General features: G+C 55.3%; 19 protein-coding genes and 2 pseudogenes. 13 read left to right on the forward strand and 8 right to left on the reverse strand.

Going from position 1 to position 20,493, the window contains the following annotated elements:
- Positions 1-58: 58 nt before the first annotated feature.
- Together AC0TOY_RS16805 and AC0TOY_RS16810 are read left to right on the forward strand one after the other, a co-directional pair.
- Positions 59-313: a hypothetical protein gene (locus tag AC0TOY_RS16805; protein ID WP_090418665.1), complete on the forward strand. Its 255-nt coding sequence runs from the start codon at positions 59-61 to the stop codon at positions 311-313.
- A gap of 202 nt (positions 314-515) precedes the next feature.
- Entirely contained in the window at positions 516-794 is a 279-nt protein-coding gene (locus tag AC0TOY_RS16810) for a hypothetical protein (RefSeq protein WP_473713200.1), read from the forward strand.
- A gap of 119 nt (positions 795-913) precedes the next feature.
- On the opposite strand, the gene AC0TOY_RS16815 is transcribed toward AC0TOY_RS16810, so the two are convergent.
- Positions 914-1,246: a glycine zipper domain-containing protein gene (locus AC0TOY_RS16815; protein ID WP_473722223.1), complete on the reverse strand. Its 333-nt coding sequence runs from the start codon at positions 1,244-1,246 to the stop codon at positions 914-916.
- A gap of 158 nt (positions 1,247-1,404) precedes the next feature.
- Positions 1,405-2,271, reverse strand: coding sequence for a glutathione-dependent disulfide-bond oxidoreductase (gene yghU / locus AC0TOY_RS16820; RefSeq protein WP_008499796.1), 867 nt, complete (start codon positions 2,269-2,271; stop codon positions 1,405-1,407).
- A gap of 245 nt (positions 2,272-2,516) precedes the next feature.
- Between yghU and AC0TOY_RS16825 the strand changes: the two genes are divergently transcribed.
- The 6 genes from AC0TOY_RS16825 (at position 2,517) to gss (ending at position 9,874) form a co-directional block, all read left to right on the forward strand.
- Positions 2,517-4,106, forward strand: coding sequence for an ABC transporter substrate-binding protein (locus AC0TOY_RS16825; protein WP_473722224.1), 1,590 nt, complete (start codon positions 2,517-2,519; stop codon positions 4,104-4,106).
- Between the two features lie 45 nt (positions 4,107-4,151).
- On the forward strand, positions 4,152-5,105 hold the full coding sequence (locus AC0TOY_RS16830) for an ABC transporter permease (RefSeq protein WP_090418657.1): 954 nt from the start codon (positions 4,152-4,154) through the stop codon (positions 5,103-5,105).
- A 5-nt stretch (positions 5,106-5,110) separates the two neighbouring features.
- Positions 5,111-5,956 (forward strand): ABC transporter permease, encoded by an 846-nt coding sequence (locus AC0TOY_RS16835; protein WP_021242100.1) that lies wholly within the window; start codon positions 5,111-5,113, stop codon positions 5,954-5,956.
- Entirely contained in the window at positions 5,949-6,926 is a 978-nt protein-coding gene (locus tag AC0TOY_RS16840) for an ABC transporter ATP-binding protein (protein WP_024906525.1), read from the forward strand. Before AC0TOY_RS16835 ends, AC0TOY_RS16840 begins: the two co-directional genes overlap by 8 nt.
- Positions 6,923-7,900, forward strand: a complete 978-nt coding sequence (locus tag AC0TOY_RS16845) for an ABC transporter ATP-binding protein (protein WP_473722225.1) — start codon at positions 6,923-6,925, stop codon at positions 7,898-7,900. Before AC0TOY_RS16840 ends, AC0TOY_RS16845 begins: the two co-directional genes overlap by 4 nt.
- A 111-nt stretch (positions 7,901-8,011) precedes the next feature.
- Positions 8,012-9,874: a bifunctional glutathionylspermidine amidase/synthase gene (gene gss / locus AC0TOY_RS16850; RefSeq protein WP_024906527.1), complete on the forward strand. Its 1,863-nt coding sequence runs from the start codon at positions 8,012-8,014 to the stop codon at positions 9,872-9,874.
- A gap of 52 nt (positions 9,875-9,926) precedes the next feature.
- Here gss and pgaD read toward each other — a convergent pair whose 3' ends face one another.
- Genes pgaD through pgaA form a run of 4 tightly spaced genes read right to left on the reverse strand, consistent with a single transcriptional unit; the run spans position 9,927 to position 16,063 of the window.
- Positions 9,927-10,358 (reverse strand): poly-beta-1,6-N-acetyl-D-glucosamine biosynthesis protein PgaD, encoded by a 432-nt coding sequence (pgaD, locus tag AC0TOY_RS16855; protein WP_061714482.1) that lies wholly within the window; start codon positions 10,356-10,358, stop codon positions 9,927-9,929.
- Entirely contained in the window at positions 10,355-11,686 is a 1,332-nt protein-coding gene (pgaC, locus tag AC0TOY_RS16860; RefSeq protein ID WP_024906529.1) for a poly-beta-1,6-N-acetyl-D-glucosamine synthase, read from the reverse strand. Before pgaC ends, pgaD begins: the two co-directional genes overlap by 4 nt.
- Positions 11,679-13,616, reverse strand: coding sequence for a poly-beta-1,6-N-acetyl-D-glucosamine N-deacetylase PgaB (gene pgaB / locus AC0TOY_RS16865; protein WP_090418646.1), 1,938 nt, complete (start codon positions 13,614-13,616; stop codon positions 11,679-11,681). Before pgaB ends, pgaC begins: the two co-directional genes overlap by 8 nt.
- An 8-nt stretch (positions 13,617-13,624) precedes the next feature.
- Positions 13,625-16,063 carry a poly-beta-1,6 N-acetyl-D-glucosamine export porin PgaA gene (gene pgaA, locus AC0TOY_RS16870; protein WP_473722228.1) on the reverse strand — a complete coding sequence of 813 codons (2,439 nt, stop codon included), beginning with the start codon at positions 16,061-16,063 and terminating at the stop codon, positions 13,625-13,627.
- Between the two features lie 672 nt (positions 16,064-16,735).
- Between pgaA and AC0TOY_RS16875 the strand changes: the two genes are divergently transcribed.
- Together AC0TOY_RS16875 and AC0TOY_RS16880 are read left to right on the forward strand one after the other, a co-directional pair.
- Positions 16,736-17,263 (forward strand): helix-turn-helix transcriptional regulator, encoded by a 528-nt coding sequence (locus AC0TOY_RS16875; protein ID WP_473722357.1) that lies wholly within the window; start codon positions 16,736-16,738, stop codon positions 17,261-17,263.
- 282 nt (positions 17,264-17,545) lie between these two features.
- Positions 17,546-17,872 carry a hypothetical protein gene (locus tag AC0TOY_RS16880; RefSeq protein WP_039265473.1) on the forward strand — a complete coding sequence of 109 codons (327 nt, stop codon included), beginning with the start codon at positions 17,546-17,548 and terminating at the stop codon, positions 17,870-17,872.
- Here the strand turns inward: AC0TOY_RS16880 and AC0TOY_RS16885 are convergent.
- The gene (locus AC0TOY_RS16885; RefSeq protein WP_024906534.1) at positions 17,850-18,668 is read right to left on the reverse strand and encodes a DUF4225 domain-containing protein; all 819 of its coding nucleotides are present in this window, start codon (positions 18,666-18,668) and stop codon (positions 17,850-17,852) included. The genes AC0TOY_RS16880 and AC0TOY_RS16885 overlap by 23 nt on opposite strands.
- 321 nt (positions 18,669-18,989) lie before the next feature.
- Between AC0TOY_RS16885 and AC0TOY_RS16890 the strand changes: the two are divergent.
- The 3 genes and pseudogenes from AC0TOY_RS16890 to AC0TOY_RS16900 form a co-directional block, all read left to right on the forward strand.
- Positions 18,990-19,190: pseudogene (locus AC0TOY_RS16890) on the forward strand (hypothetical protein); the annotation flags it as partial.
- A gap of 107 nt (positions 19,191-19,297) precedes the next feature.
- Positions 19,298-19,750: an STM2901 family protein gene (locus AC0TOY_RS16895; protein WP_473722229.1), complete on the forward strand. Its 453-nt coding sequence runs from the start codon at positions 19,298-19,300 to the stop codon at positions 19,748-19,750.
- On the forward strand, positions 19,750-20,067 hold the full coding sequence (locus AC0TOY_RS16900) for a DUF1493 family protein (protein WP_473722231.1): 318 nt from the start codon (positions 19,750-19,752) through the stop codon (positions 20,065-20,067). Before AC0TOY_RS16895 ends, AC0TOY_RS16900 begins: the two co-directional genes overlap by 1 nt.
- A gap of 24 nt (positions 20,068-20,091) precedes the next feature.
- Here the strand turns inward: AC0TOY_RS16900 and AC0TOY_RS16905 are convergent.
- Positions 20,092-20,482, reverse strand: a pseudogene (locus tag AC0TOY_RS16905) (Hcp family type VI secretion system effector); the annotation flags it as partial.
- Positions 20,483-20,493: the final 11 nt, after the last annotated feature.

Here is a 20,493-nt window from a genome sequence, read left to right on the forward strand (position 1 = left end):
CTGCTATTCTTTTGCTAACCCCCCTGACGTTCTGGGCTCTCTTCTATGAGGTGTTGCTATGAACAGATCGTTATCTGTCATCCCTGTTCTCTCTTTCATTTTTCTGATGCTGTTTTCGGTTTTTGCCAGTGCGACCCAGCAGGCGCAGGAACGGCGCGTGGCGCGTGATGTCAGGCAGGAAACCCGCGATACGTCACGGCAGGTGAAGCAGACCTGCGTGGCAAACAATAACCAGAGTAATCACGACTGCCGCCAGGACAAGCGCCAGATGAAACAGTCCGGACGGCAAAAAGCGCGGGATATTAAGTATTAACATAACAGGTGAGGCGGCATGCAAGCGTATTTCTTGCCGCCTTTTAAAAAAACGTAAGTCAATATTTTTTAAATATTAAAGTATTTGCTTGTAACAATATATTTGGCATTTTCTGCACATTCCAGAACATGAAAATTAATATTGTCTTAAGATTCAGCCGACATAATGAATTATCTTCTTGATACCGGAAATAATTCAATTTATGAAAAACCGTATTATTTTATTTGCTGCCCTGGCAGGTTTTGCCGTGGTCAATACAGCGATGGCCCAGAGCGTCACGGTCGATGTCCCTGCCGGGTATAAGGTCGTGATTGTTCCGCAGTCAGCCACGGTTCCTGAGGCGGTAAGCGTTGCGCCTGCACCTGCACCTGCACAAACAACGTATGTCGCCCCTGCACCGGTCTATCATCCGCGTGCACGCCATGTGGCGAGCGTGGCGGAAGGGATGGTGATTGAGCATCAGTATGACGATCACCATTGATGTATTCCGGGTGACATTTCTGGCCATAAGTTGAGGGCAAATAGTCGTGATTGGGTGCAGGGAGTTATTACTGAACAGTCATGAGGCCGGGCACGCGCTGCGACGCCCGGCGAAGTTTATCAGTGCGTCGCTTCACCAATCAGCGCGCCCGTTCCCGCGCCAACGGCCGCACCTTTCAGCACGCTCTTGCCGGTAACCGCCGCGGCACCTGCGCCCACGGCAGCACCTACCGCACCACCTTTACGCGCGGCTTTACCTTTGTCGCCGTTTTTGAACATGGAACCGGTGCCTGCGCCAACGACGGCGCCGCCAACCGTCGATTTCAGATCTTTACCCGTCGCCGCGCCAATGGCTGCGCCTGCTACCGCGCCAGCGGCGGTTTTGTCGATGGCCATTCCCGAGGTGGAAAAAATGAGGGCGCTGATAACCAGCGTTGTTTTAATAAGTTTCATAACAGATCCTTTGTGACTGCTGTCGGTTGATACGTTGCTTCTCACTCTGAGGTGAGAAAAACGCACAGATAGTGCCAGCAATGCCGGCTCAACCTTTAGGCCAATCATGCCCTGAGCAAGGATCTCTGTTGCCGGGCGGCGATCCGCCCGGCTAGTCGTCACGCCTGACGTTTGTCTTCTGTATTGGTCTCGAAGTCGCTCGCCGCGTGGCGTTCGTGGAGCTGCTCGTTCAGCTCGCCGCTGGTGCGGTTAACGATACGTCCGCGCTTAACGGCATGGCGGTTCGCCACGTCTTTCGCCCAGCGCTGCACGTTGGTGTACTTTTCTGCGTCGAGGAACTCAGCGGCGTTATACACGCTGCCCAGCGCTACGCAGCCGAACCATGGCCAGATAGCGATATCCGCGATGGTGTACTCCTCACCCGCCACGTAGCGGCCGCGCGCCAGCTGTTTATCCAGCACGTCGAACAGGCGTTTGGCTTCCATGGTGAAGCGGTCAATCGCGTACTCAATTTTCACCGGCGCGTAGTTGTAGAAGTGGCCAAAACCGCCGCCGAGGAACGGCGCCGCGCCCTGGAGCCAGAACAGCCAGTTCAGCGTTTCGGTGCGTCCCGCCGGATCCTTCGGCAGGAAGTGGCCGAACTTCTCCGCCAGATAGAGCAGAATATTGCCGGACTCAAATACGCGCGTTGGCGGGTTCGTGGAGTGGTCACGAAGCGCCGGTATTTTCGAGTTCGGGTTCACCTCAACGAAGCCGCTGGAGAACTGATCGCCCTCGCCGATGCGGATCAACCACGCGTCGTACTCCGCGCCCGTCACGCCCAGCGCCAGCAGCTCTTCGAGCATGATCGTCACTTTCTGGCCGTTCGGTGTTCCCAGCGAGTAGAGCTGTAGCGGGTGCGAACCGACAGGTAGATCTTTCTCATGGGTCGCGCCGGAAATGGGGCGGTTGATGTTGGCGAACGCGCCGCCGTTGTTCTTTTTCCATTCCCACACTTTTGGTGGCTGATACGTGTTGTCTGACATGTTGGCCTGCCTTTTGAGTGATGTGTTGAGGCAGTGTAGCAGGAGATTTGTGAAGCGTTTAACCAACTGAGCGTAATCGATCTGCCGCTATTCCTTCCGGCGCTTATATATATCAAATCCGGCATAAGCTTAATCGAAAATCGCATTTTCATAATTAATGCGTAAACGGATAAAGCTGCATATGATGCTTCAACATAAATAAAAGATGCAGTAATAAACACTTTATAAGGCAAGGAGTTAGTGAGATGCGCAAGCTTCTGTTATCGGCAGTGGTCGTTTCGCTCGCGTTAGGCCTGGCGGGCTGTGATGATGCGAAAAATAAAGAGACCAATACGCCCTCAGCGGCAAAAAGCGACGCGCTAAAAGAGGGCGGTTCGCTGATTATCGGTATTACCTCCGGCGACCCGTTAGCCGTTAATCCGCTCTATGCCAGCGACCGTACCACGTTAACGATCATGCAGGCGCTCTATGCCCCGCTCTATAGCTTCAACAACGGTAAGATCGAGTGGGGCCTGGCGGAAAGCCTGACGCCCTCCGCCGACAACCTGAGCTACACCCTGACGCTAAAACCCAACCTGAAATGGCAGGACGGACAGCCGCTGACGGCGGACGACGTGGTCTTTACATTCAATAAGCTGCTGGATGCCAAACAGCACAGCTTCTTCCGCAGCATGTTCACCTACGGCGATAAGCCGGTACAGGTAAGCAAGGTTGACGACCGCACCGTTAAGTTCACCTTACCGCAGGTTAGCGCCGCCTTTACCGGCACTCTGGTTCAGATCTACCCGATTCCGCAGCACGTGTTCGCAGGTGAAGGTGACCTGGAAAAGAGCAGCAAAAACGATGCGCCGGTAGGCTCCGGGCCGTTCAAATTTAAAGAGTACCGCGCCGGGCAGTATTACGCCCTGACCCGTTTCGATGATTACTGGAACGGCAAAGCGAAGCTTGATTCGGTCACTTACCGTTTCGCCAAAGACAGCAACGCCGCCAACCTTGCGCTGCAAAACGGTGAAATCAACCTCAAGATGGTTGACCCGCAGGACGTGAATCGCCTGAAAAATACCGGTAAGTTCGACTTCGTGGTCTATCCGGAAGGCCGCCTGGCCTATATGACGTTCAACCAGAACGTGCCGGTGATGAAGAGCAAAGCGCTGCGTCAGGCCATCGCGTATGCCATCAACAAAGACGAGCTCACCCAGACCGCCTTTACCTCGCTGGACTACGCGAAACCGGCGACGTCGTTCCTGACGCCCGATACGCTTTACAAGACGGATGACGTCGAGCAGTACAAGTTTGACCTGCAAAAAGCCCAAGACCTGCTCAAGAGCTCCGGCGCGCCGGACAACCTCAAGCTGCGCCTGGCGTATGTGAACACCAACAAAACCCAGGAGAGCATGGCGCTCTATATTCAGCAGGCGCTGAAGGCGATTGGGGTGAACGTGGAGCTGATGCCGCTGGACTCCAACGCCATGTCTCAGCGCAGCCTTGATATGAACAACACCGCGTGGGAGCTGAATCTGGGCGGCTACATCATGGGCTCCGAGCCGGACGGTTACAAATCGCTGTTCATGAGCAACGAAGCCTATAACTACGCGCACTACAAAAATCCGCAGTTTGATGCTCTGTGGGATAAAGGCGCCGTGGAAACCGACGCCGCGAAACGTGCCGATATCTACAAGCAAATTCAGCAGACCGTGGCGAACGACATGACGTACTACCCGATTGCCTACACCAATGCGACCGTCGCGGTGGACAAGCGCTTCGGCGGCACCCAGGAGGCAGAGCCGAAACCGGTCTATCTGTTCCAGGATCTGTCAAAAATCTATCAGAAATAAGTGATTGCCCCGGCCGTCAGGTCGGGGATTTTGTAAGGGCATGTCGTGAACACACTCCTCACGCGTCGGCTGCTGCAACTGCTGCCGATGCTGTTCTTTATTTCACTGGTGGCGTTTTTGCTGGTCAAGCTCGCGCCCGGCGATCCGGTGGCGGCGTACATTACGCCGCGCATGGCCCCGGAAGATATCGAACGTATTCGCCAGAGCCTGGGGCTGGATAAGCCGCTGGTCACGCAGTACGTCCTGTGGCTGAAAAACGTCCTGCAGGGCGATCTCGGCTATTCGCTGATTTATCACCGCCCGGTGCTGGAGATGATCGGCGAACGCATTCCGGCCACGCTGGGGCTGATGGGCGCGTCGCTGCTGATGGCGATCGTGCTGGCGATCCCGCTGGGCCTGCTGGCGGGGGCATTTAAGCACCGCTGGCTGGATCACGTGCTTAACCTGTTCGCCTATATCGGCATCTCGGTGCCGATTTTTTGGTTCGGCATCTTGCTCATTACGGTCTTTGCCGTGCAGCTTAACTGGTTCCCCAGCATGGGTATGCGCACCATCGGCATGGAAGATAACGCGCTGGACGTGCTGCGTCACGGCGTGCTGCCGTGTATTGCCCTCACGTTCTACAACCTTTCCAGCTACGTGCGCTACATCCGCTCCAACACCATCTCGCAGCTCTCGGCCGACTACGTGCAGACCCAGCTGGCCTACGGCGCCACGCGTTCCGGCATTCTGTTCCGCCACGTGCTGAAAAATGTGCTGCTGCCGGTGATTACCCTGTTCGGCCTGTCGTTCGGTGAGCTGATTGTGGGGGCCTATGTGACGGAAAGCGTCTTCTCGTGGCCGGGGATGGGGCTGCTCGGGATCCAGTCGATCGCCTCGCTGGACTACCCGCTGATCATGGCGATCATCATGCTCTCGTCGATGATGCTGATCGTCGGTAACCTGATCGCCGATCTGCTTTATCGCTTCGCCGATCCCCGCATTCGTACGCTGAGGTAACCCGGATGAGCAGACGCTGGCAGCAGGTTCGTCACCAGCTGCGCCGCAACCGTCCGGCGCAGTTCTCCCTGTTTGTGCTTTTTATTTTCGTTGTCGCCGCGCTCTGTGCGGGCCTAAGTCCGTACGATCCGGATCGGATGGCGCTCGGCGCACGCACGCTACCGCCGGATGCCGCGCACTGGTTCGGCACCGACGAGTATGGCCGCGACTACTTCACCCGCGCGCTGTATGGCGGCCAGATCTCCCTGATGGTCGGTTTTCTGGCGATGCTCTTTTCCACGCTTATCGGCACGGTGGTAGGAACGGTGAGCGGCTATTTTGGCGGCTGGCTGGATAACCTGATGATGCGCGCCGTGGATATCCTGATGGCCATTCCGGCCTTCTTCCTGCTGCTGGTGGTGAATGCTTACCTCAAGCCGGGCGTGGATAACATCATTCTGATCATCAGCCTGCTGACGTGGATGAACATGTCGCGGCTGGTGCGCGCAGAAACCTTATCGGTGAAAGAGCGCGAGTATGTGCTTTATGCCCGCGCGTCGGGGGAAAACCCGCTGCGCATTATCGTGCGCCACATTATTCCCGGCGTGCTGCCGACCATTATCGTGGCCGCCACGCTCAATATCGCCTCGGCCATTCTGATGGAGTCGACGCTCAGCTTCTTAGGGCTGGGCGTGCAGGCGCCGGCGGCATCGTGGGGAAGCATGCTCAACAACGCCCAGTCGTATATTGGCGAAGCGTCGTGGCTGGCGATGTTCCCCGGCATTTTGATCCTGCTGACGGTGTTCAGCTTTAACGTGCTGGGCGATGTCTTCCGTACCGCCTTTGAGCCAGGAGCGAATCGCGATGAGTAACCTGTTAGCGCTTGAGAACCTGCAAACCACCTTCCGCACCCGCGAGGGCGAGGTTCACGCGGTGCGCGGCGTGAGCTTTCAGGTGCAGCCGGGCGAACTCGTCGGTATCGTCGGCGAGTCGGGCTGCGGGAAAAGCGTCACCTGTAAGTCGATCATTCAGCTACTGGGGAACAACGGACGGATAACCGGCGGCAGCATCCGCTTCCAGAATGACGATCTGGCGCAGAAAACCCCTGAGCAGATGCGCGCCATTCGCGGCAACGAAATCGCGATGATTTTCCAGGATCCGATGACCGCCCTGAACCCGGTGCTGACCATCGGCAAACAGATGGCGGAGATCCTGATGCGCAATAAAGGACTGACCAAAAAAGCGGCCAAAGCGGCGGCCATCGCCATGCTGGAACAGGTGGGCATTGCCGAGGCTGAACGCCGATACGACCAGTATCCCCACGAGTTTAGCGGCGGGATGCGCCAGCGGGTGATGATCGCGATTGCGCTCTCCTGCAACCCGAAGCTTCTTATTGCCGATGAGCCAACCACCGCGCTGGACGTGACCATTCAGGCGCAGATCCTGCGTCTGCTGAAAAGCCTGCAACAGCAGACCCAAACCGCGATTCTGCTGATCACCCACGATCTCGGCGTGGTGGCGCAGGTCTGCAGCCGCGTGGTGGTGATGTACGGCGGGCTGGTGATGGAGGAGGGGAGCGTGGAGGACATTTTTTATCGCCCTGCGCATCCTTACACTCAGGGTCTGCTGGCCTCGCTGCCGCGCCCGGATGAGGTTAACCAACGCTTATCGCCCATCGAAGGCGCGCCGCCTGGCCTGCTTAACCCGCCGCCGGGCTGTCCGTTCGCCGAACGCTGCCCGAAACGCATGCCCCAGTGTGAACGGCAGCCCGCATTTTACACCGCCGGAGAGGGCCATCGCGCCGCCTGCTGGCTATGGGCCGATAAGGAGATTCAGGCATGAGTGAACAACAGGCGCCATTAGTGAGCGTTCGCGATCTGCGCAAACACTATCCGCTCAACGGCGGTCTGCTGCATAAAGGCGTGGCCGTGAAGGCGGTTGATGGCGTGAGCTTTGATATTCAGCCCGGCGAGACGTTTGGCCTGGTGGGAGAGTCCGGCTGTGGGAAATCCACCCTCGGGCGCGCCATCCTGCGCCTTTTCGATATTACCTCCGGCGAGATCCTCTTTGCCGGGCAGGCGATCGCTCACGCCCGCGAAAAAGAGCTCAAGCCGCTGCGTAAGCGGATGCAGGCGATTTTTCAGGATCCTTACTCCTCGCTCAACCCCGGCATGACGGTACGACAGCTGGTGGCCGAGCCGATGCAGATCCACGGCTACAGCCGCGAAGAACAGCGGGAACGTACGGAAACGCTGCTCTACAAAGTGGGGCTGAAGCACGAACACCTTGAACGATTCCCGCATGAGTTCAGCGGGGGGCAGCGTCAGCGCATCAGTATTGCCCGCGCGTTGTCCGTGCGTCCTGAATTTGTGCTGTGCGATGAACCGCTTTCGGCGCTGGACGTCTCGGTGCAGGCGCAGGTGGTGAATATTTTGCAGGATCTGCAGCAGGAGCTGGGGCTGACCTATCTGTTCATCGCCCACGATCTCTCCATGGTGCGCCATATCTCCAGCCGCATTGGGGTGATGTATCTCGGTAAGCTGGTGGAGGTGGCCCCGGCGAATGAACTGTATCAGCGTCCGGCGCACCCCTACACCCGCGCGCTGCTGGCGGCGGTTCCCCGGCCCGATCCGCGCATCCGCAATCTCGAAGACGCCACCCTGCGCGGCGACATTCCAGGCCCCACGTCCGCGCTGCCGGGCTGTAAGTTCTGCAGCCGCTGCCCGCACGCCATGCCGGTTTGCCAGACGCAGGAGCCTGCCATGCGGGAGATTGCGCCAGGGCATTTCGCGGCGTGCTGGTTGTTTAACGTGTAATTAATGCCCCACGCAGGTGTATGATAAATGCCCCTCTGTCAGGTTAATTACAACGTGCAGACGACGACAACCCTTAAAAAAATTGCCGCCTGCCTGTTTTAGGTTGGATACATGCGTAAAGGAAAGTTAAGCAGTGATGCGCCATTCGGGACATTGTTAGGCTATGCGCCCGGTGGCGTGGCGATTTACTCTTCAAATTACGGCAGTCTGGACCCGCGCAACTACCCGGAAGATGCGGATTTTCGCAGCTATATTGGCAACGAATACATGGGCCACAAGTGGCAGTGCGTTGAATTTGCCCGCCGTTTCCTGTTTCTCAACTATGGCTTCGTGTTTACCGACGTCGGCATGGCATGGGAGATCTTCTCCCTGCGCTTTTTGCGTCAGGTGGTGAACGATAACATCCTGCCCCTTCAGGCTTTTGCTAATGGCTCAAAACGCGCGCCGCGGGCCGGGGCGCTGCTGATCTGGCAAAAGGGCGGCGAGTTCCATGAGACCGGCCACGTGGCGGTGATCACCCAGCTTCTGGACGATAAGGTGCGTATCGCCGAGCAGAACGTGATTCACTCTCCGCTGCCGCTCGGGCAGCAATGGACGCGCGAGCTGCGTCTGAGCGTGGAGAACGGGTGTTATACGATCCATGACACTTTCAACGACACGGAGATCCTCGGCTGGATGATCCAGACCGACGACACGGAACACAGCATTCCCCAGCCGGAAATCGACGGCGAACTGCTGAAAATCAGCGGCGCGCGGCTGAAAAACAGGCGTCAGTTCGACGGAAAATGGCTTAACGAAAATGACGCATTGCAGCAGGCGTATATCCGCGCCAACGGCCATGTGATCAACAAAGATCCCTGCCAGTACTTCACCATTACCGAAAGCGCCGAGCAGGAGCTGATCAAGGCCACCAACGAACTGCATCTGATGTACCTGCACGCGACGGACAAGGTGCTGAAAGACGACAGCCTGCTGGCGCTTTTCGACATCCCGAAAATCCTCTGGCCGCGCCTGCGCCTCTCCTGGCAGTGGCGTCGTCACCATATGATCACCGGTCGTATGGATTTCTGCATGGATGAGCGCGGGATCAAGGTCTACGAGTACAACGCGGATTCCGCCTCCTGCCATACCGAGGGCGGGCTGATTCTCGAAGAGTGGGTGAAAAACGGCTATCGCGGCAACGGGCATAACCCGGCGGAAGGGCTGCTGGAAGAGCTGACCGGCGCCTGGAAGCACAGTCACGCGCGGCCGTTTGTCCACATCATGCAGGACAACGATGTCGAAGAGGACTATCACGCGCTCTTTATCCAGCGTTCGCTGATGCAGGCCGGGTTTGAAACCAAAATCCTGCACGGGCTGGGGGCGCTGAGCTGGGATGCCGCCGGACAGCTGATTGACGACGAAGGTCGCCACGTCAACTGCGTGTGGAAAACCTGGGCGTGGGAGACGGCGATAGAGCAGATCCGTGAGGTCAGCGAAACCGAATATGCCGCCGTGCCGATCCGCACCGGACATCCTGAAGGCGAGGTGCGCCTGATTGACGTCCTGCTGCGCCCGGAGGTGCTGGTCTTTGAACCGCTGTGGACCGTCATTCCCGGCAACAAGGCGATTCTCCCGGTACTGTGGCAGCTGTTCCCGAACCACCGTTACCTGCTCGACACCGATTTTGAGGTTAACGATCTGCTGAAGCAGACCGGCTATGCCGTCAAGCCGATTGCCGGACGCTGCGGCAGCAATATCGACCTGATTAGCGCCCAGGACGAGCTGCTGGATAAATCCAGCGGCAAGTTTGTCGACCGTAAAAACATCTACCAGCAGCTGTGGTGCCTGCCGAAGGTCGACGGCAAGTACATTCAGGTCTGCACCTTCACCGTGGGTGGGAACTACGGCGGAACCTGCCTGCGCGGCGATGACTCGCTGGTGGTGAAGAAAGAGAGTGATATCGAGCCGCTGATTGTAGTTAAAGATAAGTAGCTCTTACCCGCAGTAAAAAAGCCCCCGCAGGGCATTCTGCGGGGGCTTTTCGTTACTGTTCTTCCTCTTCCAGCCCGTTGATCTTCAGATCGATGATGCGGCCAATCTGGTCATGATAGACCGTCAGCAGGTTGTACTGGCTCATCTCGGAGATGATCTGCGGTGAGACATTAAAGCTGCGGGCTAGCTCCTCCTGGTGAAAATAGCCCGGCTGACGCCGCCTCACGTGGGCGCGGCGGCGGTTGTACTGATACCACAAAATCAGCAGCCAGCCGTTGAGCGCGGCGAACAGTAAATAGATCAACACCGTATTAAAGGACGCAATAATGACGCCCCAGCGGTGGTCGCTCTCCTCGGTGAGCTGCATCCAGAGCCGGGCATACAGGAAAAACAGAAAGCCTCCCCACGCCACCAGCGTTAACGCGGCATCGAAAACACGTGGCAATAGCCGATGTTCGGTCAAAATTAAGGTATTTTCGTTCATTGAATGCTTCCTTTTCCCCGGTCCGGACTGATCCAGCGCGCGCGGGCGCGCTGGCGTTTAAGCATGACTTTTGGAAATGCGACGAGGGTGGTGAACAGGCCAATCATCCAGTACACCATCGGGAACCAGATCACCCAGAAAAGCGAGCTGGCCACCTTCCGTTCATAGCGCCGCTCGATGTACAAACTGACCAGGAACTGCAGGAGGCACATCACCCCCAGCAGCAGCCCGGTAAACTCCGGTGGAAAAAGGCTCTCCACGGTCAGCCTGGCAGGAACAGGGGCGATATGGCTGAGGATAAATAACAGCACCGTCATCGCGTACGCGAAGGCCCACAGCGTTGACAGGGCATACTCAAGAAACAGGGGCCACATGCGGTGATGCTCCCAGCGCACAATCCTGCGCAGGTTGACCAGAAACACCTCCGCGCCGCCCTGGGCCCAGCGCAGACGCTGTTTCCACAGACCCTTGAGCGTCTCCGGCATCAGGATCCAGCACAGCGCCCGCGGCTCGAAAAAGATATCCCAGTGGCGCAGCTGGAGCTTCCAGCTGATGTCGATGTCTTCGGTGATCATGTCCGGGCTCCAGTACCCGACGTCCGCCAGCGCCTGTCGGCGAAAGGCGGCAATAACGCCCGAGACGGTAAAGACCCGGCCATAGATCCGCTGCGTCCGCTTGATGAGCCCAATAATCGATGAGAACTCGCCCACCTGGATGCGACCAATCAGCGTGGAGCGCGTGCGAATACGTGGATTGCCGGTGACTGCCCCAACGTGGGGATACTGAATCAGCGGTGCCACCAGATACGCTGCCGTATCGCGATCGAGCAGGGCGTCACCGTCAATGCAGACCAGCAGATCGCCCCGGGCCGCCGCTGCCCCGGCTTTGAGCGCCAGCGCCTTCCCCTGGTTCTCCGCGAGGTTAATCACCCGCAGGCGCGGATGTTCCTGCGCCAGAGCCTGCAATACCTCCGCCGTGTTGTCAGACGAACCGTCGTTGATGGCGATAACTTCTATATTTTCATACCGCTGAACCAGCGCGGCGCTGATGGTCTCCCGGGCATTTCGTCCCTCGTTAAAGCAGGGGATCAGAATGGAGATGAGCGGCTCACCGGCGAGCGTCGGCGCGGGCGTGTCTTTATCCCACGACCAGTGGCGTTCAAGCTGAAACCAGAAATAGAGGCCGCCGGTTATCCAGAGCACCGACATGAACAGCGGCCAGAAGAACACAAAATCCAGAATCAGCTCACCGGTAAAGAGGGCGGCCACGCCTAACGGCAACCCGAATACCAGACATAAAATAGAAAAGGCGATAATGCGATCAGTCATTGTCAGGATACCAGTACGAAGAAAATACAGGCCTGATACGTGAGATATCAGGTTGGTTGTTGATGAAATCATCGGGGTAGTAGCCGTAGTTTTTGACGCCGTTCAGCTGGAGCACGCGCATCCACTGTGCCAGCTGGCTGTCGGAAACGGCGCGCGGCGGTTGCTTATCCCAGTCTCTGGCCTGCAGCTCGAAAATGGTTTTATCGAGCGCGCCGGGACGCGTGGCGACCGCTTTAACCAGACGCGTCAGCCAGGCATCGCTTTCGTCTACCGGGACGGACTCCATCAACGGCATGGCCATCGGCACCGTCCAGTCATACTCCGCCAGAAAATCGTCAAGATTCTGCGCGAACCACGCCTCGCTTTCGGGCTGCAGAATGGGTAAGGCGAACATATTGCGCGCGGTTTTTATCTGCGGGCCACGGATATGCTTCACCGCCAGGCTCAGGGCGTGGGTAAACCCGATAAGCAGTTGGCTCTTCTGGCGAGTCGTGTCCTGCCCGGCATCGTCCACGTCCGTCAGCACCGCATCGTCATGAAACAAAATCCCATTGAAGCTGGCATAGCGGGACAGATCTTCATAGATGTCCGTCACCTGCTGGCGCACCTGCGGGTCCCACGGGGAGAGCCGGATATAGGGCTCGGTGGCCTCGCTCAGTTGGCCTGTCTGGCGATCCCGGCGCTGCACGCGCGGCAGAGCAGGATCGAGATCGAACGAGAGCACCGGCATCCACGCGAAGACTTTCACGCCCGCGCGGGTTTGCAGCTGCCAGGAGACAAAATTAAAGAGATCGGCCCGGACCGGCAGCTGGCGGTTGGGAAAATAGAGTGCCTTGATCCTGCCGTCGCCCTGCGGGTCGGCAAACGCCTGCAGGAAAACATGGCTGATTTTCATGTCGTAGACCCGCTGGATCAGCCTGTTGATATTTTGGGTCTGCTGGGCCGGATCGGGATCGTAAACGTAGTCGAGATCGACGTGCATGACGCGCACGGGCTCTCGCTCCTGAACCTGGCTTACCGTACTGGCAAACGCCTTGAGGGAGGGATTACCGGCGATCAGCAGACGAGGGATGTTCCCCAGCTCCTGCACGTTCCCCAGCCCGTCTTCAAGGGTAAAGGCCAGCTGATAACCCTGCTGTCTGGCGATCGCAAGCGACGTACCGTTAGCAGCGCCGTAGGGCCAGACCCAGGCGCGCGGTGCCTTGCCCGTCACCTGCGCGATTTTTTCGGTCACTTTACGAACGTCATCGCCGATCCGCTGGTTGAACTGTTGGTCGGTTTCATAGCGGCCCGTTGCTTTATCATAAAAACGATTGGCGATCGCCGGTTCGCGGCTGCCCTGCGGGTTGGCCGGAATGCCGTAATGCGAGGCCCAGGTATGCGATCCAATCTCAATCAGCGGGGACTGGCTGAGCTCGCGCACCATGTCCCACGTCGCGAAGCGATCGCGGGGCGTCATCAGGCCACCGAAGTTAACTTTTTGATTTTCCGGCGTATCCACCCAGCTGCCCACCGGCGCCCACAGCGCAGGAACGTTCCACGCCTGAAGCAGCGGCCAGACGCGGGTGTAAAAGCTGCTGTAGCCGTCGTCAAAGCTGAGCAGAACGGCTTTGGGCGGCAGCGTTTTTTTCCCGTCATGGGCATCCAGGATGTCCTGCACGCTAATGACGTGATAACCGTTGTGCAGCAGCCAGCTTATCTGCTCGTTTAGCGCGCTGGTACGCACGGAGAGGTAGCGCTGATCGGCGGCATCGTCTTCGACGTCGTGGTAGGCCAGTACCAGAAACTGGTTCTGCGGCCAGGGTTTGCTCGCCTCCAGCTGTGGCCGCGCGTTGGGCGCAATAAACGAAAATGCCTGCGCGCAGACGCTCGCGCTGAGGCAGAGCCAGCCGATGAGTATCAGGCTCACGGAAAAACGTGTGTTCATCATAATCATCCTTAAAAGCGTAAAGTCGCATCAAACGTGACGGAGAGGTTGCTCTCGCGTTTGCCGTCGTAAGGGCGCTTGTCCCAGTTCAGCATCACGCCGGTGTCCATGACGTTGTTCCACTGAACGCGTTGTCCGTAACCCAGCAGGGTGATGGCGCCAGCGGACTGATTTTTCTGCCAGTAGCCGCCTCCACCCGCCACGAACTGCTGGCTCCAGAGGGTGTCGTAATGGCGATACATTTCATGGTCGACGGACAGGGCGGCCGTCACGGACAGGTCCCGCGCCGGGTTGTAATAGAGCGTGTCGTGCAGGCTGTTTTTACTGGCGGCGATCCCTGGTTCGAGATCCAGCGTCAGGGACGGGGTCTGCCAGAGACGCTCCTTACCCGTGAGGGTGTATTCCTGTCGGCGGTTATGGTCCGAAAAGCGGCTGAGGGCGGCGCTGAACTGGTACTCACGGCGCTCGTTTTGATACCAGCGCACCCCGCCTTCCCCCCGGTTGGCGCTGATCCCGTTGCGTAACGCCCGCAGGGGCGTAGTGCGCGACAGGCGTTCAAGGCTGCCGCTGACCTGCCAGTTATCCGTCAGAACGTACGAGGTTGAGAGGCGAGCGCCCGGCTTGTTTTCCCCGTGATAGCGGTTGCTGGAGAGCTCGGCTTCGAGCTGGAGGTCGCGTGGTCGCCATTCGACGCCGCCCAACAGGTGACGGCTGGTGCCTTTGCCTTCTTCGAAATTACTCTGCGCATAGCGGGTGCCGGCAAATAGCCGCCAGTTATCCGCTACGGGCGGGCCATAGAGCGTGGCGTCCCAGTTGAGGTCGTGCGTCCCGCTGACGGGGTTATCGGAGTGCAAGCCCTTGCTCGCGTTGAGGCGCAGTTCGGACATATGGTGGACGGTGCGTAGCCTGTCCAGACGCCTGGCGCTGCGATCGACGGGCGTGCGGGTGATGACGTCGTCGGCCAGTAAATCCATCTGCCGCCACTCCTGCAGATCCATGGCGACGTAAGCCTGCTGCTGCTCAAGTTCCAGATTCGAGGGCTCCAGCGCCTCGGCCATTTTCAGCGTTTGCTCGGCCGCGCGCGGCAGACCCCGCGCCTGAAGCAGCGTGGCGTAGTCAATCTGTAAGCCCTGATTGCCCGGCGCCGTTGTCGCCAGATGGTGCGCCAGCTTTTCGGCTTCCGGCAGGGCATTCGTCGCCAGCAAATAGTTAAAACGGAGCGACTGCCCGGTAAGCCACAGATCGTTAGGCTGAGGGGTAGGTGAGCCGAAATCGTAACGGGTCCAGGGGACGTTGCGGGTCTGGCGCTCTGCATACCGGCGGGCGGACGGATACTCCCCCGTATCCAGCCAGGCGTAGAAAAGCGCGTGCTCCTCGTCCTGCGGGTCGGAAGCGTATTGCGGATAGCGTTGCAGAAGCGAGAAGGCGGCAGCCGCGTTTTTCTCCTGCAGGTACGCGGAGATCACCCAGCCGATTGCCCAGCCCGGCACCGGATGCTGGGCTGCCGTCAGATCCTGATATTCGCTGATGACCCGCGGGTAATCACCATGGGCGTACAGCGCGCCGAGCCGGTCGATACGCGCAAGGATGATGTCTTCCGCCGCCTGCGGCTCGCGTTGCCAGCGAGCAAGCAGCGCGCCGTAACGATTCAGCGCAGATTGCGCAAGCTGCAGGCGCTCCTTTTCTGTTCGGCCAGGCACATCGGCAAGGCGAACGCTTTCGGCTGCGGCATTCAGCTCAAGGCGACGACGCCCTGCGGGGGACAGCGCCACCTTTTGTGAAAGAAGGAGCGCGGGGGTATTGACCCGGTTATCCGTTAGCGCATCAATCAGCTCCCTGAGGAGCGTTTTATTCTCAGGTGCGATATTCAGCGCGCGCGTGTCTGCTAAGAGCCGATCCCAGCTTTTTCCCTGGCGTAACCAGACATACGCCAGCGTCTGAAGATGCGCCTGAGAGGGATTTTCCGCCACCAGCCGCCGGGCTTCCTGCAGGGCAAGCGTATCTTTGCGTGCATCGGCCAGGGTTTTGATATAGCCGATACGATAATCGTCGTTATCCGGCGCAAGGCTGCGCGCCTTTTCCCAGAGCGCCAGGGCGGGCTGCCACGCCTTTTGATTTCGCCTGGATTGCGCGACAGCCGCAACGCCACGGGCGGGTAGCGGCATATAAATGCTGTAGCGCTGCCAGACCTGAATAACCTCGTCATCATGACCTGCCCAGGCCGCCACCTGTAACCAGTCCGCAACGTGTTCAGGCGTCAGGGCATGCTGCTGCTGATAACGCTGAAGATAATCGAGAAACGACGTGTAATTACCGTTACGCGCCTGTTGAATCTGTTGCTCATAAACGGATTCCGTAGCCTGAACCAGAACAGGAAAGAGTAATAACAGAAACAATAATGTTGGGGTGCGATAAAAGAATAATGTACTGAAGCTAAGTGATCTTTCCATATCTATTTGCCATTTGTTTATCATGAATCCATTGCATAACACGGCCGCCTTTAAGCTCAGCGTAAAAGGCCATAAATGAGAACATTAAATCTGAATGCAGTGATGTTACGGGGTACTTACTTAAAGGTAATTATGGATCCTCATCTCAGTAGACTGGATGGGAGGTAATGTACACCTGATATGTTGCCGGATAAATATGCTGAAAAGCGGCTGAGTAGTTTTGAGATAATTCTGGAACGAGCAGGTTTTAATGATTATTTTGAATTGGGGTCTTAATCGTAACTAACTGAAATAAAATGATTTTATTTTTATTGTGACAGTTTTGTATATATTTTTTATGACGTTTATCTGCCTCAATTAAAGTACTTTCTGGTGCATGTTTGGGAAGTTTCATGACAAAAATTCTTAATGTTTAGAGAAGTGACTTTTCTGCGATTGTTTTTTATTTATAATTAATGGCAGACATTGAATGATAGTCTACAGGAAGTCTTACTCATCAATGTCTGTATTGAGGGATGTCCAAAGCCAGAATACATTTATCGTTAATATAACAGCGCTATAAAACGAAGGCGGCCTTCTTTCTGAAGGATCGTTCTTGCTTTAATCTAAAAGGGATGGTTAGTGGCAACTTCAATAGTGTTAGTGACTCAGGATCGCTACCTTGTCAGGGGAATGCGGATATTTTTTCCGGATATTATCCTGCTCGATTCGATTGACAGAAACATATTTGATAACGGTGCAGATGAATATTCTGTATTGATTGATAGTCGTTGTCCGCTCCGTTTATATGATTACCTGATACGCCATCCGGCCAGAACGAAAAAAACAATCTGCTGCGTTATGCTTGATATGCGTCACCGCGAGGAGAATCTGCTCAGTATGAAGCTGTTTATCAATACGTCGCTGACGGCGCCGGACATGGCCTCGCTGTTTAATCTGGTGCTCAATATGAAGGGCAGGCGCCTGACCACGAAGTGGCTGCTGAATTTACGGCTGAGCATGCACGAAACGATCATGTTGCGGTTGCTGAGGGCAGGGATGTCAATGGAGGAGATTGCAGGCGAGCTGAATACGTCGGTGAAAAGCCTCTACCGCAAACGGACGGCGCTCTCAGAACGGCTGGGGGCGGAGAACTTTAATGAGGCGTGTTTGTTTATCTTCAAAAACAAACTGCTGGGCACTGGTGGGAACGATCCCTAGGTTGGGGAGAGAACAAAAGCATAATTGCGGGCGGTATTCTGAGGTTTGAGAACGCTGGATGAGGATAACTTCCTGGCCTTGGGTTTGGATTTACTCTGGCTCAAAACGACACAAGGACGTTGTCATGGACACGATTGAAGAGTCTGGTCACCGCCACTGTAAGATATCTTCAACTATTTGATATAAATATAAATTTGACAAATATCGTCAGGTAGCGATTTATCCGTCAAATTCAGTTAAACTTCGTCACATGTTTCAGTGAGTTATGGGACGGTTAGTAGAATGACCAGCGAAGAAGCACTTTTAAAATCAGGTTTTAGTAAACGAGATCTTCAAAAGCTTAAAAACAATATCGAGAATTACGGTGGTTCGTTTGATAGCGTAACTCATGATCTGGCCAATCGTTTTAAGGCAATGAAGTGGATAACTATTATTGCCTTTATCATACTGGCTTTAACTCTTTTACTTGCATCCAGGGATACAAGTCTGACACTTGCGCTCACGTTATTGATTGTACTACCTTTTATCTGGTATATAACGCCAGCAAAACTTGGCTACAAATCCTGGCGTTACCGTAAAATGCTGACTAATTCTGAGACGGGTCGCTGACGGACAACAGATCAAAAATAATCTTAGCTTTCACGCCGTAACCCGCTATTTTCATTGTAAGCTGCGGGCGGCTCAATGTGCTCACCTTTCGGTAATAGTCTGTGGGCATATAACGAAACAGTCGCCAGGTACCTGGTCGCCGCAACAAGCCAAAAATGGTATAAGCGTTAGCGGCCAGTGAAATAGATTTGTAGACACCTAACCCGTTCTCACGACTAAAGCCCATAAACTCAGCTGTAGACATCGCGGCATCCGCGACCAGCCCTTCACTGGTAGTGTTGTTCGTTGCGTAGCGAGCCACTTCTTTACTGATGCTGTTTGCCCCGTCAGTAACCAGAACCGCACCAGCAAGGACCCCGAGAGGGGTCATAGTGCCAATAAGGGTAAATCCTGCGGCTATTTCAGCACCGGCCAGGACAACACTAACTGCCGAGATAACATACCCAACAATTTTGTTATTCTCTCGGATGAACTCGACTTTAGCGTAAAGCTTCGCTGCCTTAGTTCGTAATAAACGAGCTTGTTCCAGAAGGTTATAGTTTTCTTCTCTAAGTTTTTTAACGCATTCCATGCATTCTTCATCTGATTTAGCCCGACGAGCTAACGTAAACTGTTGTTCTATGAGGTCCCGAATTTCCTGAATAAACTTCATTCGAGTCAGACCATCGCTGAGATGAAAAGCCGACAGAGTGTTGGCTGTATTTACCAGTTTTCTGGCTTCCATATTCACCATCGTTTCCGCCCAGGCTTTATTTCTTCCACCTGATTGCATCATGTTAAGCAATGCTGCATCCATTGTAATTCCTCTCAATTGCTTTACCGGCATCTGTTTAGACTGATAAACGGCTCCCTCTGACAGCCATGCGTGCCAACGCATGGACAATATAGTAGCAATGTAGTTACGGGGTCTGAAGCAGAAGTCGCTTTTTACAGCTTCGCTCCTCGGCCTGATTTGTTGCTGGTGCTCACATATGTTGTGCCACTCCTGCTCCAGTGAATAGCTGCCCTACATATCTGAAAGCAATCTTTGCACTTTCGATAAAGCCGGATGACGGGGAGAGCCCCTATCCTGTTGAGTAATTTACTCATTTCGCTGAGTGGTTGGCGGGGTCAGTCCATGTTGAGGGCAGGGATGTTAATGGAGGAGGTTGCAGGCGAGCTGAATACGTCGGTGAAAAGTCTCTATCGTAAACGGACGGCGCTCTCGGAACGGCTGGGGGCGGAGAATTTTAATGAGGCGTGTTTGTTTATCTTTAAAAACAACCTGCTGGGCGCAGGTAGGAACGATCCCTGGGTTGGGGAGAGACCAAAAGCATAAAACTTTCTGCGGGCGCTATTCTGAGTTTTAAGAAAAATGGACGGTGACAGCATCCTTGTTTCAGATATGGATTTATTCTGGCTCAAAACGAGAGAAAGGACGCTGTAATGGACACGGTTGAAGAGTCTGGTGGAACGTATTTCTATCACGGTAATGCTAACGTAACAGCGCAGGAGCTATTTTTGCTCATATTTGCTGAAGGTCTTGCAAATCATATGGGAGTGACGGTTGAGACTGCTGCAACCATTTTGGCTGGGCAACCCCTTCTGCCTAAGCGAAAGGTCCTGGGTGCATCCGGATCACGGACAAGTATTGCCTCGAAAGTTGCGCGGCGTATTTTAAAGGGAGCACGTTTCCCCGATGGCATAAGGGTCGAAACCACCATTGGTATGGGTAAGACACGTCTAACAAACAAGGTCGGGGCAGCAGTAGGGCGGGCGGTACCGTATGTTGGTTATACTCAGGCGGTGATTATTTTTATTACGGTTGCCAGAGAAACGAGAAGCAAGTACAACCTCATCGCGCGACCTAAAGATTGTATTACCTGGACATATTTCTGATGTTGCTTCCTGATGAGCAAGAATTAGTAGATTACATCACTGAGAATTATAGTGACCGTAAAACTCCGGCAAGGAAAGAATGGACCTTCCAGGAGCATTTCAATCTCGTACCTGAAGATCTTGAAGACATGCTGCTTGACCTTTTCACCCGGTATGGAATTGAATACAGCAACTTTGTGATGGACCATTATTTTGAACCGGAGCTGTATTGGTTTCAGTTTCGGCTCAGAAAAAAATTCCGCGATCGGCAGTACAAGCCGCTAACGCTCGAAATGATTATTGAGTCGGCAAAAGCGGGGCGCTGGCTGTATGACTAAGGGGCTGAAAGCCCCTTATGATGTTTACGCCGATTGGCACTCGTTACATGCATCACTAAAAATGATGTTCCCATCGTTCTGCTTCCAGGTGATTTCTCATACTTGAGTTCGAAGGTTTCCATAGGGTTTTCGTTAGGGTTATCGCCTGTAGTCATCGCAGGGAAATCGATACTATCCTGACGTCTTCAGACAACATGTTGAAATACTCTTCTCCAAGGCCAGAGTAATTTATCCGATACTACTTTATCTCAGCTGCTGACAGGTTTTGACCTGTCGCAACAGCTTTGTACAGGTATGGGCTTGAACAATCGAATTCCTTAATGACCAATATAGTCGAGTACAGTCGCGTACCGGTTATTTTACCGGTTGCGGTATCCGTTGGGAGCACAAGGTTATGGTGAAAACCTTTGACTTCAAAAAGGACCA

The sequence above is a fragment of the Enterobacter sp. PL_is379 genome, from assembly GCF_055817355.1.